Origin of the sequence: Prevotella jejuni (assembly GCF_900187995.1) — a bacterium.
GTDB lineage: Bacteria > Bacteroidota > Bacteroidia > Bacteroidales > Bacteroidaceae > Prevotella > Prevotella jejuni.
This window is the reverse complement of the sequence record NZ_FZNZ01000028.1, coordinates 22006-38020: the sequence shown is the minus strand read 5'-3', so window position 1 is coordinate 38020 and position 16015 is coordinate 22006. Positions and strand designations below refer to the sequence as shown.

Genomic DNA, 16015 nt, shown 5'->3' with positions numbered 1-16015 from the left:
AGAATCAGAAGGTTATGAAGAGCGTTTAAGAACATGCTTGGTAAGCTTCAAGAAGGGCGTTGTCAAGGGTGTTGCCAAGGCTCTTCTTCAATGCTGTTAGGCGTCTTCTTGAATGGAGAAGGGCGTAGACTATAAACGAGAATACGAAAAAAAAGGACATTGTCCCTTTAATCTTTCTGTGTTCTGAACCGATGTGTCGTTCGATAACTCTCCATAGAAGCTACCATCAGAAGCAAACTTAGAGGATGAACTAACGCAGCCTCTAATCATAATTAAAGCGATAATGTCTATCAGAAAACGTTTGTCGACCTTCCAACTCGGTAAGTCGTCAACTCATCTATTTATTCTTCTTCTTTTTGAAAAAGCCAAATCTCTTGTTAAGAAGACCAGTAGGATGCTTACCACCAAACATGCGATAGAGCTTCCAACTAAGGATAAGACCATCCAAGACCCCAGCTCCTGTGCTAAGAACACCAGAGAATCTCTGGGTAGGAGAGTTCTTGTCTTTAGGCTTGTGCATAAGCTCGTTCCACAGTCCAGCTATCCTATTGCTATCCTTTGTGATGTCAGTAAGGAGCTGCGCCTTACGCAGTCTTATGTCGTCCAACGTCCTATAATGAGGTCCAGAGTGCGTAGTCTGTTCAGTCATAAGCTTATTTTGACATTAAAAGACTTCCCAAGAATCTTACCAATGGGCGTTCAATCAGTCTGTGACGTAGTAAGATAAAGACGAAGAGCAGTAGCAAATAGCCACCAGCAACAATGAGGAAAGCCCATATAAGTGACCCTACCAATGCCTGCAAAGCAAAGGCTGCAGCAAAGGAGAAGTAAATTAAGGAAATTAAGAGGATAGTACAGAACACTACCACGATAGTAATTACCGTCAGTAGTCGTACTACCTTCTCTATTACATCGAGCTTCACGTACTCTGACTGAAGCCCGATATAATGTTTTAGCACCTCTATTAAGTGTGCTATTGTTTCTACGTTCTTATCGTTCGAGAACATCCTCTATGATTTAGATAACGTCAGAAGCTGCGTCTTTGATGTCTTCAACGAACTCGTCAGTCTCCTTGCGACTGAGCTTAAGGTCGTGTTTCTTGCAGAAATCATCAACTGCTTCAGAAATCTTAGAACGTGTGTCTGTACCTTTCTCTGGAGCCAAAAGCAAACCGAGAGTAGCGCCTGCAAGACCACCGCAGAGGAATGCGCCAATGTAACCTAATGTCTTCATAATCTCTTATTTTTAGTGAATACTTATATTCTTAATCATTGGCAAATATAGTCAAAGTTTCGCATACCACCAATAGATACGGCGTCTTTTTGTGTTAAAAATCTTTCAAATGCTTTATTTAACAAACTTTATTGGCCTTATTTTCTTGCTTCTTCGTATTATTTTGTAACTTCGCACGATAAAGAACAGTGTGGATTAAAAGTATAATAAATAAAAACTAAGGGATTATGAAGAAATTTATGGTGTTGAGTGCAGCGCTCTGTGTAGCGGTTGCGTTCACTGGCTGTAAGTCAAGCGAGAGTGCATACAAGAAGGCCTATGAGAAAGCTAAGTCTCAGGAGCAGGCTCCTTCAACTACAGATGAGACTACTACAACTCAAGAGGCAGCTGTTGTCGCTCCTGTAGAGTCTCAGCCTGTGACACAGGCGCCTGTTGTTGACAATTACGACAACGAACCTGTTCGCCGTGAGACAGTCTCTGTTGTGAATGGTGCAGGCTTGAAGGCTTATAGTGTTGTCGTTGGTTCTTTCGGCGTAAAGGCTAATGCTGAGGGCTTACAGCAGCGTTTGAAGAATGCTGGTTACGATGCACAAGTAGCTTACAATGCTGGTAATAATATGTATCGTGTTGTCGCTTCTACATACGATAGTAAGGCTTCTGCTGTCCAGAGTCGCAATCAGCTGCGCGCTACATACGCTGATGCGTGGTTGCTTTCTCGATAGATGGGAAGAATCTTAGCTATAGATTACGGAAAGAAACGAACCGGACTTGCAGTCACCGACCCATTGTGTATCATCGCCAATGGGTTGGCGACTGTTGCTACGTCTGAACTTTTCGACTTCTTAACACAGTATGTTGTGAAGGAATCGGTCAGTCAGCTGGTCATTGGAAAGCCTTTGCAGCCTAATGGACAACCGAGTGAGAACCTCGCACGTGTCGAACAGTTTGTTAATCGTTGGCGTAAGGTGCATCCTGAACTGCCGATTGATTACTACGACGAGAGGTTTACTTCTGTCATTGCTCATCAAGCTATTCTTGCCGGAGGGGTGAAGAAGAAGACACGACGGGAGGATAAAGGACTTGTTGACGAGATATCTGCAACGATTATACTTCAGGATTATATGCGGTCCAAAGGGCTTTGATACTATTCAATTATGCCCGTTGGACCAATGTGTTTAATGGTCACTACTCCCGTTGGTAGAAATCTTAACCAATATGTTTGATGGTCATTATTTCCGTTGGTAGAAATCTTAACCAATGTGTTTGATGGTCACTATTTCCGTTGGTGGAAATCTTAACCAATATGTTTGATGGTCATTATCTCCGTTGGTGGAAATCTTAACCAATGTGGTTGATGGTCACTATTTCCGTTGGTAGAAATCTTAACCAATATGTTTGAAGGTCATTACTTCCGTTGGTAATATATGTAACCAATGCGTTTGATGGTCACTATTTCCGTTGGTAGAAATCTTAACCAATATGTTTGATGGTCATTACTCCCGTTGATGATAGATATATAATAAGGAGAAGACCATTAAGACCAATACGTTTAATTAAATATTAGATTATGGTATTACCTATTTACACATACGGTCAGCCGGTGTTGCGTAAGGTAGCTGAGGATATTCCTCTCGACTATCCAGACCTTCAAGAGCTGATACAGAATATGTTTGAGACCAATACTGCCAGTGATGGCGTTGGATTGGCGGCCCCACAGATAGGCAAGTCTATCCGTGTCGTGGTCATTGACTTGGATGTTCTCTCTGATACCTTCCCAGAGTATAAGGGCTTCCGACATGCTTTCATTAATGGACATATCCTCGAATACGATGACTCTGAGACGGAGACTTTGGAAGAGGGATGCCTCTCTTTGCCTGGTGTTCACGAGAGTGTTACACGTGCAAAGCGCATTTATGTGAAGTATCTCGACGAGAACCTTGTTGAGCATGAAGAGTGGATTGATGGCTATCTGGCCCGTGTCATTCAGCATGAGTTCGACCATCTTGAAGGTAGAGTATTTACCGATCGCCTCTCACCCTTCCGTAAACAGATGATTAATAGTAAGTTGAAAGCTCTCTTGCAGGGTAAGGTTCGCTGTCATTATCGTGTGAAGGCTCCACGTAAGTAAGTATGTTGCGTGGTGTCGTAGTATCCTTGCTATGCCTATTGGCATTACCGTCTGCAGCCCAGTATAACATCAAGAAGATGATGGAGGAGGGTAGGCGAACGCTCGATCAGGGGTACTACGTTACCTCCATGCAGATTTTCTCCCGTATTGTTGGGCTCAAACCAAACCTCTATGAGGCTTGGTATCTGATGGCATTATCGAAGTATCGCCTCGAAGACTACAAGGGTGCGGATGATGATTGTCGTCGTGCTTTGAACTTGCAACCCTATATTGCTGACATCTACGAACTTTACGGCATGACAAACATTCGTCTTGAGCGTTATGACAGTGCGGTAACTGCCTACACCCATGCCATTGACATCATGCCTGATAATCGTGACTATTGGTTTAATCGGGCCTATTGTCTCTATCAGATAGGTGATAGTAAGACTGCTCTCCAACAGTTGGCATATATCTTGAAGCGCTGGAAATCGTTCGATGCAGCTGCCCAACTGCGTTCTGACATATTAGCAGGCAGAAAACCAAAGCAGCAGCCCGTGAAATCGAACACCCCACCTATTTATCAGTTGCCATCCCTGCGCATTGATAATAACCAGAACCCCATGAAAAACAAGCCGATACTACGTTTGTCACAATAATCCGCTTTGTAGATTATTGTCAGTAACCCCCATTCCTCCTTTCATTAGTTCTTATTCATCTATAGAACTTTGATAAATCGACACCAAAAGTTCTGGATAGATGATAGATTGTGAATTAAAAGTGTTACCTTTGCCGCAATATTTGATTTATAAAACTAATTTGTAGTATGGTTAAAATCACTTTCCCAGACGGTTCCGTTCGTGAATACGAGCAGGGCGTGACTGGTTTTCAAATCGCCGAGAGCATTTCGCCGGCTCTCGCCCGTGACGTTGTATCTTGCGGAGTAAATGGCGTAACAACAGAATTAAACCGTCCCATCAACGAAGACGCTACTATTGCGCTGTACAAGTTTGAGGATGAAGAAGGCAAGCACACCTTCTGGCACACCTCTGCCCACCTCCTTGCTGAGGCTTTACAGGAGCTTTATCCAGGCATACAGTTCGGTTTCGGACCTGCTATTGAGAATGGTTTCTTCTATGATGTGATGCCTGCTGAGGGGCAGTCAATCTCTGAGAACGACTTTCCAAAGATTGAAGAGAAGATGCGCGAACTGGCTAAGAAGAACGAGCCGGTCGTTCGTCATGATGTCTCAAAGGCTGATGCTGTAAAGGAGTTCACTGCTGACGGACAGGAATACAAGGTGGAGCACATCGTAGAAGACCTCGAAGATGGCACCATCTCAACATATACACAGGGACATTTCACCGACCTTTGTCGTGGTCCTCACCTCGTTTCTACGGGTGCTATTAAGGCTGTTAAGATTACGAGTGTGGCTGGTGCTTTCTGGCGTGGTGACGCTAAGCGCGAGCAGATGACACGTATCTATGGTATCACCTTCCCTAAGAAGAAGATGCTCGACGAGTACCTTGAGATGCTTGAAGAGGCTAAGAAACGCGACCACAGAAAGATTGGTAAGGAGATGGAGTTGTTTATGTTCTCTGATAGAGTGGGTAAGGGACTACCTATCTGGCTACCTAAGGGAACCCAGCTGCGCCTCCGCTTGCAGGATCTCCTGCGTCGTCTTCTTCGTCCTTACAACTATCAAGAGGTCATCACACCAGGCATTGGTGGTAAGAACCTATACGTAACTTCTGGCCACTATGCCCACTATGGCAAGGATGCCTTCCAACCTATCCACACGCCAGAAGAGGATGAAGAGTACATGCTCAAGCCTATGAACTGTCCTCATCACTGTGAGGTGTATGCTTATAAGCCACGTTCTTATAAAGACCTCCCACTGCGTATCGCAGAGTTCGGTACTGTCTTCCGCTATGAGAAGAGTGGTGAGTTGCATGGACTGACCCGTGTTCGTACGTTTACACAGGATGATGCACATATCTTCGTACGCCCAGATCAGGTAAAGGCTGAGTTCGAGAACAATATCGACATTATCCTTAAGGTGTTCAAGACCTTTGGTTTTGACAACTACGAGGCACAGATTTCACTCCGTGACCCTAACGATAAAGAGAAGTATATAGGCTCTGATGAGGTATGGGAAGAGAGTGAAGCTGCTATTAAGGCTGCTTGTGAGGAGAAGGGACTCAAGGCTCGTGTAGAGTTAGGAGAGGCTGCCTTCTATGGTCCTAAGCTCGACTTCATGGTGAAGGATGCTATCGGTCGCCGCTGGCAGTTGGGTACTATTCAGGTTGACTATAACCTTCCTAACCGCTTTAAGCTTGAGTACACGGCAGAGGACAACTCTAAGAAGACTCCAGTGATGATACACCGAGCACCATTCGGTTCGCTCGAACGTTTCACAGCCGTACTCATTGAGCACACAGCAGGACACTTCCCTCTCTGGTTGACACCTGACCAAGTGGCCATCCTACCTATCTCTGAGAAGTATAACGACTATGCTCGTAAGGTGAAAGCCTACTTCGATGCACACGACGTACGTTCTATCATGGACGATCGCAACGAGAAGATTGGTCGTAAGATACGTGACAATGAGCTCAAGCGTGTACCTTACATGGTTATCGTGGGTGAGAAGGAAGCTGCCGAAGGACTTGTCTCAATGCGCCAGCAGGGTGGTGGCGAGCAGGCTACTATGACTATGGAAGCCTTCGCAGACCGCATCAATGCTGAGGTTGCTGACCAACTTAAGGAGTTAGCTTAATCATTTATTTTCTCTATACAAAACCCTCTCCAGACTCGGAGAGGGTTTTCTTTTTCCTGTTCCTAACCCTCATCTCCTCTGATAGTTTCCTATAAACTCCCCTCGCCTTATCCCTTCTCAACGACCAGTAAAACATTCAGATAGAAAAATAAATATCACTGGCTTTATTCCTCATTACTCCCCTTACATTCCTAACAAAGGTTGTATTCGCTGTTGTCTTAACTCCCTTTTACTCCCTTTCACTCCTTAACTCCTCCATACAATAACTCCCTTTCAACCCCTTTCACTCCTTAACTCCTCATACAACAACTCCCTTTCACTCCTTATCTCCTTATCTTCTTAAAGAAAACTCCTCGCTCCCTTGTAAACTATTTTCGCTCCTCTTGATTCGACGACATGCCCTTCAACGATGAAGAAGATGCCTTTCTCCATTCAAGAACATGCCCTTCTTGCATGTAGAAGACGCCCTTCTTGAGGCAAGAAAGGCGTCTTCTTCTTTGCTGTCTATAACCTACTGATTTCGTGCGGGTTATGTGCTGCTATTCTCTATGTGCCATACTCCTTCCTTACCAGATGTTTACATGTGTCTTTGTAATAACTTTTCATGACTACGAATGACGCTAATTAAGCAAATAAAGAATGGACATGACGGACTGAGTAGGGACTGAATAAAACTACGAATGACGCTAATTAAGCGAATAAAGAATGTACATGACGGATCAAGGATGGACTGAATAAAACTACGAATGACGCTAATTAAGCGAATAAAGAATGTACATGACGGACCAAGGATGGACTGAATAAAACTACGAATTACCCGAATTACTCGAATACGAAATGCGTTATATGAACGAAGAATAGACTGAACAGAACTACGAATGACGCTAATTACTCGAATAGGGAAATCGTAAAACGGATAAAGATTGAGCTGAAAAGAACTACGAATGATGCGAATTTCTCGAATACGAAATGCTCCCTCACGTTCGTAGAAAAGCGTAGGGGTATCTCGGTAATCACTCCCCTCTCCATTCGGAGAGGGGCCGGGGGTGAGGCCGGAGGTGGCTTGGGGGTGAGGCCCGAGGTGGCTGTCTGTGAGGCCGTCGCTCCTATTGTCTATTCAAACGGACGGACAATCATACCGCTGGAAGGAGCAAGTTCTTGTAGAGTAGCTGTATTTTTATTAATTGTTAGAGCGTAACTACCCGTTTGATTAGATGATACTGCGCTTGAAGACCAGTAATAACCTGTCACACCAGCAGCATTGAATTTATAGTTATTCGGGCTTGTACTATAATAACCTAAGAGTGGAAGATAGAAATACTGGTCCATCTCTGTGGTAGCAGGGAGCGTATTCGAAACTGCTTTTAATAGTTTTTTAGTTGTGTTGCGTAGGTCGGTTGAAGCGTCATCAGGCTGATGACTATCAGAGAAGCCCGTGATATAAGCTCTCTTCTTAAACCATGTACCCCCTTTATAGAGGTAGCCCATAGTTGACCAAAGCTCGTCAGCATCGTAGCGTGGGTCGCCCTTCATCACATACCATGCCATCTCGTTAGCATTAGGGAGGGCTGCAAAGTGAGAGGTTGAGGCTTCAAGCGGACCAGCGGCTGTACGAGGACGATTATAACTATCGCTTCCTGGCTTTGGATAGTTCGTACTACTGGTTGTTAAGAACTTCGTTGGCTGCCATGGATCAGCACTGTTCCATTCGTGCCCACTCCAATAGTTCGCTTTTGCATCCCACATATAATAGTTGGTACCACCATAGTCATTGATAGAGAGGTTGGCGGTCACGTCATGAATTGAGCCCGGAACAAAGGTGAGGGTAACATACTTAGTTACAGTACCCTCGATAGTTCCCTTCGGATTATCAGTCGTATTGCGAAGCCAGTAACGGATGCGCAGACTATGCCTACCCGGTGTTATCACTGCGTAGGAAGCGTTCTTACTCATGTCAGTGGTAGTGTTGTCGATAGCAAACCCACTCCCAGTCGTGAGTGTGATAGTCTTCGAACCACCCGAAGCAAGGGTGAGCGTGCCATCAGAAGCAATGTTGTAAACACCTGCTATATTGTCTTCTGATGAAATCTCAATCTTGGTAATCTTACTATGCTGTACGTATGTATTACTTGAACGAGGGATGAGACAGATGAAAGAAGCCTTGTGTTCGAGTGTAAACTTATAGTCGCTCCCTACCTTTTGGGCAGTTGCAACACCGCAGTCACCCGACTCGCCTGCATGGTCGAAGTTGTTAGGCGCAGTCTGAGTCTGTGCCTTCTTTATCTCTACTTGTGGTTGTGAGCCTGTGATCCCTTTATTGGTATAGACAACAGCATGCGTCGGACTGGTGTAGCTACCAGCAACGGTAAACACGGCGTTCGACTTCTTTGAGGCAATAGGGAAGGTGGCTGTAGCACTCTGTCGCCACTGACCAGCATTGTCTTTCACCAATATCTTGTCAGTATTTCTCCATATAACAGAGGCCCCGCTACCCTTGGTATGATCGTAGATAATCGTGCGTGTCGGTGCTTCTTCTTGAGAGACACCACTGAAGGTCATGGAGCCCTCCACAACACGATGGCTCTCCTTAGCGTTCTGCAGAAGGTCATCATTTGAACAACTCGTTGTTACTGCTGCACCTATCAAAGCACAACCTACCCATGACGAAAGTAATCGTAAAGTCTTTATAAACATATATATCTTGTTCGTTAAGTGTGTTTTACCTTATCAATAAAGCGTCTATTCGCTCCAATTCTGACTTACACTCGCTACGTCCTCATCGTCCCAGTGGAATGCTTCCTTTGCGTCTCCAGCACCTTCTCCAGCATTGATTCCACCAGCGTTGCCGCTTACATTGACCATAAGAGTCTCCGTATAAGTATTCAATAAATTACATTCTGGCTTAATGTACACGCTACGTACTAATTCTTTCTGCTTACTCATCAATCTAAACGAATTAATTGTTTTGCTCTTTCTTACTACGTTCTATCAACCAAACATACCTAAACTGTAGTTAATTATAACACGTTAGTGGCCGTTACATCATGTAGAGTATTGCCGTAGTTTGAGTTTTCTGGGTTAATTCGGGTGCAAAGTTAAGAAAAAAGTTGATAACTAACAAAGAATAGAAAGGATTTAATACAAATGTAGAAAACTTACATCTCCTTGCTAATAGCCTATGAGTCTAACCGTTATCGACGCTGAATGATGACGTAGATGATTACTGGAGCACCGATAAGTGGGGTGACGGCATTCAGTGGGATGACGCCCATCTCGCCTGGAAGGAAGCAGATAAAGTTACAGAGAAGGGCTATGGCAGCACCCGTCAAGACTGTTCCTGGAAGGAGTACCTGATGATTGTCTGTGCGGAAGAGAAGGCGCGCAATGTGTGGAATAGCTAAGCCGATAAACGAGATAGGACCACAGAATGCGGTTGTAATAGCCGTTAACAGACCTACGATAAGTAGTAGTAGGTTGCGTAGTCGACGTGTACTTATCCCTAAGCTCTCGGCATATTGGGGTCCTAAAAGGAGGATATTCAGGGGCTTAACCAATAGTAATGCGGCCGTGATACCCACTAAACAAAGGAGAGAGAATAGGGGAATATGACTCATTGAGACGCCTCCGAAGTTGCCCATACCCCATACCATATAACTCTTTACACCCTCTTCTGAGGCAAAGAAGTTCAAGAGGGAGACGGCTGAAGAGGAGACATAACCCACCATGATACCCACTATTAGCAATAAGACACTATTTCGTACTAAGGTAGAGAGGAATAGGATGAGGGCTGTAACAGTAATTGCTCCAAGGAAGGCGGCGGTGAGAATGGCAAGAAAACCAGACACTGTGAACAGTGAAGTGGACACGGTTCCACCTAATAACAGCATTACTAAGGCTACTCCTAAGCCTGCTCCGGAGCTGATACCGAACACATCTGGACCTGCCAAAGGGTTTCGAAAGGCGGTCTGAAGCATTAGGCCGCAGACTGACAAGGATGCTCCGCAGAGTAGGGCAGTAAGGGCTTGGGGCAAGCGGTTCTCTAATATGATGTATTGCCAGCTCTCTTTTCCTGCAAAACGACCACAGAGAATATCCAAGACATCGGCAAAGGGTATCTGAACTGAACCTGTTGTAAGATTCAATCCGAACAGAAGTAGGATGCTAACTGCTATACCTATATATATAAGGAGGGCTCGTCTCATCATCTGGGGACTGTGTTTATCATTCTTCTAACTTATGATAATAACGCAAAGGAGCGATGTGTAAGTCGGGATGGAAGAGTTGTATCAAGTCGGATAAGAGCCAGTCAGGACGCCAGCTGACCTCCTCGAAGTAGGGCTTACTATCCACTTTACAGCCATAAACCTCCTTTGTTTGATAAGGTTTAAGCTTTGCATAGCCTTGATATTCAGCCAACAAACGTCGGAGATTGAACTCCCCATTATAACTCAACACCCAGAAGTCGCTTTGTCCGAACTTGTCTAAGATGGTCTCAAAAGGCATCGTAAGACTCCCACTGTGCTTATCGTTGGAGTAAGCATACCGTCCATGAGCATCCTTGTAAAGCAAGCCTATGCTGCTTTCTCCGCCTGGTAAATACCATACAGCACCCACCTTCCTGTCTGGCAGTACGCTACGTGTTATCTTACTGTGGCTTGCCTGCTTGCTTAAAGACTTATAGTTCTGTTCGACAACAGTAAATAATGAGTCGGCTTCGTGCTCCTTTCCATAGAGAAGACCATAGAATTTCATCCATTCAGCACGCCCTAAAGCAGAGGTCTCCATGTAGTCAGCACATTCTATGATGGGTACTCCTATCTGCTCTAAACGCCCATAACCACCGCTGTTCTCAAACGGAGAGAGTAGAATAGCGTCTGCTCTTAAGTCTATAATACGCTCTATATCAGGCTTCATAGCGTCACCACAGTCTACTATCCCCCCTTTTGTGTGGGCACGTCGCTGCACGTCTGGGATAATCATATACCTTAGGTCGGCCACACCCGCTATGGCTCTTGGTGCTTTTAGCATCTCAACAAGATTGGCATGGGCCGTCGTGAAGATAACACTCCTTTGTAGTGGGACAACAACCTTAGTACCATCATCGGGCACATTCACCTGTGTTCCACGCTTTACAAGATAGTAGGTATGCAGGATGCTCCCCTCTTTCCAGGGGTTTAAGAGGCGTACGGTCACATAATCTTTAGTATGCTCAATAGTTATGTTGTGGGCATACTGCAGTTCAGATTGACTACCTTTAACGACTTGTTGTTTATGGGTGTTGCCACAAGACAAAAGTGTTAAAACAGAGAGAAGAAATACTATTAATGGGCGCATAAGCACAGTTTTATCATGCAAAAATACAAAAAAACACAGATTCCTTTGCTTGGTAACGATATTTTTTATACTTTCGTCCACGAATCTATATTATTACCTACATTAATTAATCTAAACAACTAACACTATGGCAGCAGAACAGTCTAATAAACTTGGTAGCCATGTCGAGATGAAAAAGGTCTGGGAACTTTTAGTAATCATCGTGGTTACAGCCATTGTATGGAACTTACCCACCACGTGCTTTGGTATTGATGGGTTAACAGTAGTACAACAACGCATCATTGCAATCTTTGTCTTTGCCACTCTCTCGTGGCTAACAGAGTGTATCCCAGCGTGGGCAACCTCGCTGAGCATCATGTCTATCATGTGCGTCACCGTATCGAAGAACTCCTTCTGGATATTCAAAGGTGATGGAGTAGGGGAATTACTCGACTCGGAGGAGATAATGGCATCCTTTGCTGATCCAATCATTATGCTCTTCCTTGCGGGCTTTATTCTGGCCATTGCTGCGTCGAAGTCGGGACTTGACACACTATTGGCACGCAACCTTATCAAACCTTTTGGCAACAAGAGTGAGAATGTTCTTTTGGGATTCCTACTTATCACTGGACTCTTCTCTATGTTCATCTCGAACACTGCCACAGCTGCTTTAATGCTTACCTTCCTAACTCCTGTCTTTGCAGCCCTGCCTGCTAATGGTAAAGGACGCATTGCTTTGACAATGTCTATCCCTGTTGCTGCCAACCTCGGAGGTATGGGAACACCGATTGGAACGCCTCCTAACCTCATAGCACTCAAGTATCTTAACGACCCTGCAGGCCTCGACATGAAGATTGACTTCATGCACTGGATGGCTTTCATGGCTCCGCTTGTAATCATCTTGCTCCTTCTCTCTTGGAGAATTATCCTCTATTTCTTCCCATTCACACAGAAGACTATTCATTTGAAGATTGATGGTGAGGTACACCGTGGATGGCGAATGTGGGTGGTAATCATTACCTTCATTGTCACAATCCTTCTATGGGTTATTCCAAAGAAGGTCACTGGTATTGACACTAACACAGTCTCCATGATTCCAATGGCAGTATTTGCTATCACGGGAGTCATTACTGCTAAGGATATGCAAGATATAAATTGGAGTGTCATCTGGATGGTTGCTGGAGGCTTTGCCATTGGGTTAGGTATGAACGGATCGGGCTTGGCTGATGCTGCTATTGAGAGTATTCCATTCCGCAATTGGAGTCCTATTGTCATCCTTGCTGTGTCTGGCTTGATTTGTTATTTCCTCTCTAACTTCATCTCAAACACTGCCACTGCAGCCTTGTTGGTACCTATCCTCGCTGTTGTCTGCCGTGGTATGGATCATAATCTCGATGGTATTGGTGGGACAAGTACGGTTCTCATCGGTATTGCCATAGCTGCCTCTACTGCTATGTGCCTCCCTATCTCTACGCCACCGAATGCTATTGCCTACTCAACAGGTCTTGTCAAGCAGAATGATATGCTGAAGGTGGGTCTGACATGTGGTGTCGTTTCCCTCGTGTTGGGCTACGTCCTCCTTTATTTCATTGGCCAGGTACATTTCCTCTGATAAGGAGTTAGAATATTATAAACGCTAATCTAACGGGATGTTATTGTGAGATTAATCAGCTACTTTGTACTACTCTTGATGGGGGTGGTGCTCACGAGTAACCAACGCAAACCTGCTGAGAATACTATTCAGAGGTGGATTCAGTCTTTGACAAGGGAGAGTAAGAAGACAATGGTTGATACTGATTTCTCAAACATACTGTTAGATAGGCGTGTCCCTTACGTTGGGTATATTGGAGCGAACTATCAGAAGCTCTCGATAACCTTTCAGAGAGTGCATCGAACGAGCGCCAACCGATATAGTGTCAGTGGTGTTACCATTGTCAACAACAACCGTTGTAACTTCCGTGGGACTATCAACATCATTGATAATAGGCGGTTTATCCATCCTACGTATGGTGTAGACGACGCTATGAAGGGGCGGTTCAGACGACGTGGATGTAGTGTTGCAAAATACAAGTTGATGGAAGATACCCGTCAAAAGAGTAGTGGTGTGTTCTCTGGTTATCTGTTGTTTTATTGGTACGAGACTGTCGATGGCAGGATTGTCTATGACGACATTGATGACTATTCGGACTCCTTTTGCAACAACCAGTATGCTGGCTCATGGCGAAGTAACAGTACAAGGAAGGCAAAACCATGTGCGTGGGGACAATACCGAGTGCCGATCTGTGGGGATCTTGACATAGGGGCAGGGGAGTTCTCTGTCAATCCCAAGTATGCTAAATACGGCTGGGAAAAATAGTATCGGGCACGGACCAACCTCTGTTTTGGCTCTGTGACGACTGATACAGCTTGTTCTGAATTCGTCATATAACGATGTGATCTCAGTCTGCAAGTCTCCTATAACAAGGGGGCACACGCTTTGTGTGCCCTTTTTTGTGGCTTTATCTTTATGACACTCAAGCTCTTTATCCATGTTGACAGCCATTCTCTGCTTCAAAGAATGGTATGTCGTAATCTCGAACTTAAACCAACACACAATTTACACGAACGTGTTTCGGGCATGTCTGATGTGCTACTTTTGTGCAGATTCCTGTGTTACTCTGTGAGCGTTAAACGTATGCTATTGCTTTGGTCAGTTTCTCCATTCAACTATCTCGGCAATCGCTCTACGCTTCAGAGGATGCTTTAAGTACGTAAAAAATAATTACATAACATCAAGCAGAATACCCTCAAGATAGGAGTATAGCCTCACCTGCAATCGAGTCTATAACCTGCAAGCTGTCAATGTGTTATATACAGCGTTTGAGAACATGCCCTTCTTGCATGTAGATGAGGCCCTTCTTGAGGCAAGAAAGGCATGTTCTTGAAGTAAGAAGAGCCTTCTCTTCAATGTTGAAGGGCGTGTACAGGATTCGAGAAGGGTGAAAATAATTTACAAGAAGATGGGGAGGAGTTAAGGAGTAGTTGTATAAGGAGTTAAGGAGTAGTTGTATAAGGAGTTAAGGAGTAGATGTATAAGGAGTTAAGGAGTTAAGGAGTGAAAGGGAGATGTTGTATGAGGAGTTAAGGAGTGATAAGGAGTGAAAGGGAGTTAAGACAATAGCGACTACATCTTTATATGGAATGAAAATGATTGAGACACCGCAGCCTTTTCTCTCTCTTTCTGTGTATTATGGCTCGTTGGGAGTTACTTTCTCTTATAATAAGTCACGTAGATTGGTTTGCTCTGGGTCACTTTTACTCATAGAAAATCATCTCAGTTGGCTTGTTCGGTGTCTCTTTCTGTCATAGAGTAATGTGTCTCTTTACGCACAGAGAGAGTCCATAGGTAGGGAGGTTCACCCACGCTCTGTCTTCGGATGGATAAGATCGTGATTGCCGAAATGGTTTTATTTGATACTAATAGAAGGCTAACACTAAGCGGGCAAGCAGTCTTGCAGGGGTAACCTCACTAATCACGCCCCCTCCCTGCGGGGATGGAGTAGGGGGAGGGGGCAGCCGTTGTTTGGTGCTGGGCCAGCTGTTGTTTGATGGTGAACTAGCTGTAGGAGAGTGAGTGTTCACCATCTCATGAATGTTATTTACGGCTGTTCTCTTTGTTATCAGAAAATAAATACGTATGTTTGCAACTGTTTTCTATAACATTAAGTAAAGCTAAGAAGATGATAATAGCAGATTTAAGTGCATGCCATCGGTACTATGGTCTACATCCAAGGATGAAGGTGATGATGGATTATATCCTCCAACATGATTTCAGTCGACTGATGGCGGGACGTATTACCCTCGATGGTGATGACTTGTTTATCAACTTAGATGAAGTGGAGTTGAAGCCTAAGGAGGAACAACGATTAGAGTTTCACAAGGGCTATATAGACGTACAAGTACCTTTGTTACAGTCAGAAACGATGGGATGGACTGCTTTGTCTGACTTGGGTAAGCCTGATATTGCCTACAATCCAACTACTGACTGTGGCTTCTATAGGCAAGCGGCAAAGGAGTATCTTAAGGTAGAACCAGGACAATTCACCGTCTTCTTCCCTGAAGATGCACATGCGCCTATCATTGGAGAAGGACTGCAAAGGAAATTGGTGGGGAAGATTAGGGTTTGAGACCTCCCCCGGCCCCTCCGAAGGAGGGGAGAGCCTAACGGAATGCTCGCTGCTGAAAGGTGGAACGAATGAGGGGCTTTGAGGCGGAGAAAAATACTTCGCATACCAGTCATGATGTTTGTTACTTATGGTCATGATGATTGTTGTGTGTGGTCATAACGCTCGGATGATGTGGTTATAACGCTCATGTAGTGTTGATCATAACGCTCGGATGATGTGATCATAACGCTCCTTTAATTCGGTCATAATGCTTAGGTGCTGAGATGATAACGGTTTGTGCGCTTTCTGTTTTTCGCTTTTCTTGCAGGATGGCGGGAGCTTTACACATTATTATATAGGGATGTGACGAAAAGAATTGGGGGTTGAGGCGGAAGGAAGAGGTTGTTAGGATAAACTTACACCATCTGCTATATGAATTGA

15 protein-coding genes are annotated in these 16015 nt (G+C 44.6%); 8 read left to right on the top strand and 7 right to left on the bottom strand.

The features are described 5' to 3' along the window. Window positions 1-337: 337 nt before the first annotated feature. Genes CHB62_RS10770 through CHB62_RS10760 form a run of 3 tightly spaced genes read right to left on the bottom strand, consistent with a single transcriptional unit; the run spans window position 338 to window position 1233 of the window. A complete protein-coding gene (locus tag CHB62_RS10770) occupies window positions 338-649 on the bottom strand; it encodes a hypothetical protein (protein ID WP_089366848.1) in 312 nt (103 codons plus the stop codon). Window positions 650-653: 4 nt separating this feature from the next. Then, window positions 654-1007, bottom strand: a complete 354-nt coding sequence (locus CHB62_RS10765; RefSeq protein ID WP_089366847.1) for a phage holin family protein — start codon at window positions 1005-1007, stop codon at window positions 654-656. Window positions 1008-1017: 10 nt separating this feature from the next. Next, on the bottom strand, window positions 1018-1233 hold the full coding sequence (locus CHB62_RS10760; protein WP_089366846.1) for a YtxH domain-containing protein: 216 nt from the start codon (window positions 1231-1233) through the stop codon (window positions 1018-1020). A gap of 227 nt (window positions 1234-1460) precedes the next feature. Between CHB62_RS10760 and CHB62_RS10755 the strand changes: the two genes are divergently transcribed. The 5 genes from CHB62_RS10755 to thrS all read left to right on the top strand — a co-directional run bounded on the left by CHB62_RS10755 (window position 1461) and on the right by thrS (window position 6116). Next, window positions 1461-1955: an SPOR domain-containing protein gene (locus CHB62_RS10755; protein WP_009011735.1), complete on the top strand. Its 495-nt coding sequence runs from the start codon at window positions 1461-1463 to the stop codon at window positions 1953-1955. Continuing rightward, a complete protein-coding gene (gene ruvX, locus CHB62_RS10750; RefSeq protein WP_089366845.1) occupies window positions 1956-2375 on the top strand; it encodes a Holliday junction resolvase RuvX in 420 nt (139 codons plus the stop codon). 425 nt (window positions 2376-2800) lie between these two features. Further along, window positions 2801-3361, top strand: coding sequence for a peptide deformylase (def, locus tag CHB62_RS10745; RefSeq protein WP_009011737.1), 561 nt, complete (start codon window positions 2801-2803; stop codon window positions 3359-3361). Window positions 3362-3363: 2 nt separating this feature from the next. Then, on the top strand, window positions 3364-3999 hold the full coding sequence (locus tag CHB62_RS10740) for a tetratricopeptide repeat protein (RefSeq protein WP_009011738.1): 636 nt from the start codon (window positions 3364-3366) through the stop codon (window positions 3997-3999). Between the two features lie 167 nt (window positions 4000-4166). Continuing rightward, window positions 4167-6116, top strand: coding sequence for a threonine--tRNA ligase (gene thrS, locus CHB62_RS10735; RefSeq protein WP_089366844.1), 1950 nt, complete (start codon window positions 4167-4169; stop codon window positions 6114-6116). 1113 nt (window positions 6117-7229) lie between these two features. Here the strand turns inward: thrS and CHB62_RS10730 are convergent. From CHB62_RS10730 to CHB62_RS10715, 4 genes are all read right to left on the bottom strand, one after another. Continuing rightward, complete coding sequence (locus CHB62_RS10730) at window positions 7230-8810, bottom strand: hypothetical protein (RefSeq protein ID WP_089366843.1); 1581 nt, start codon at window positions 8808-8810, stop codon at window positions 7230-7232. A 45-nt stretch (window positions 8811-8855) separates the two neighbouring features. Further along, window positions 8856-9059 carry a hypothetical protein gene (locus tag CHB62_RS10725; RefSeq protein ID WP_089366842.1) on the bottom strand — a complete coding sequence of 68 codons (204 nt, stop codon included), beginning with the start codon at window positions 9057-9059 and terminating at the stop codon, window positions 8856-8858. A gap of 248 nt (window positions 9060-9307) precedes the next feature. Next, the gene (locus CHB62_RS10720) at window positions 9308-10318 is read right to left on the bottom strand and encodes an iron chelate uptake ABC transporter family permease subunit (protein ID WP_089366855.1); all 1011 of its coding nucleotides are present in this window, start codon (window positions 10316-10318) and stop codon (window positions 9308-9310) included. Between the two features lie 19 nt (window positions 10319-10337). Beyond that, entirely contained in the window at window positions 10338-11450 is a 1113-nt protein-coding gene (locus CHB62_RS10715) for an ABC transporter substrate-binding protein (RefSeq protein ID WP_089366841.1), read from the bottom strand. 127 nt (window positions 11451-11577) lie between these two features. Here CHB62_RS10715 and CHB62_RS10710 point away from each other — a divergent pair, with 127 nt between their 5' ends. The 3 genes from CHB62_RS10710 to CHB62_RS10700 all read left to right on the top strand — a co-directional run bounded on the left by CHB62_RS10710 (window position 11578) and on the right by CHB62_RS10700 (window position 15595). After that, entirely contained in the window at window positions 11578-13041 is a 1464-nt protein-coding gene (locus CHB62_RS10710) for an SLC13 family permease (protein WP_089366840.1), read from the top strand. Window positions 13042-13086: 45 nt separating this feature from the next. Further along, entirely contained in the window at window positions 13087-13785 is a 699-nt protein-coding gene (locus tag CHB62_RS10705; RefSeq protein WP_089366839.1) for a hypothetical protein, read from the top strand. Between the two features lie 1363 nt (window positions 13786-15148). Further along, window positions 15149-15595, top strand: a complete 447-nt coding sequence (locus tag CHB62_RS10700; RefSeq protein ID WP_089366838.1) for a NanQ anomerase/TabA/YiaL family protein — start codon at window positions 15149-15151, stop codon at window positions 15593-15595. Window positions 15596-16015 lie beyond the last annotated feature (420 nt).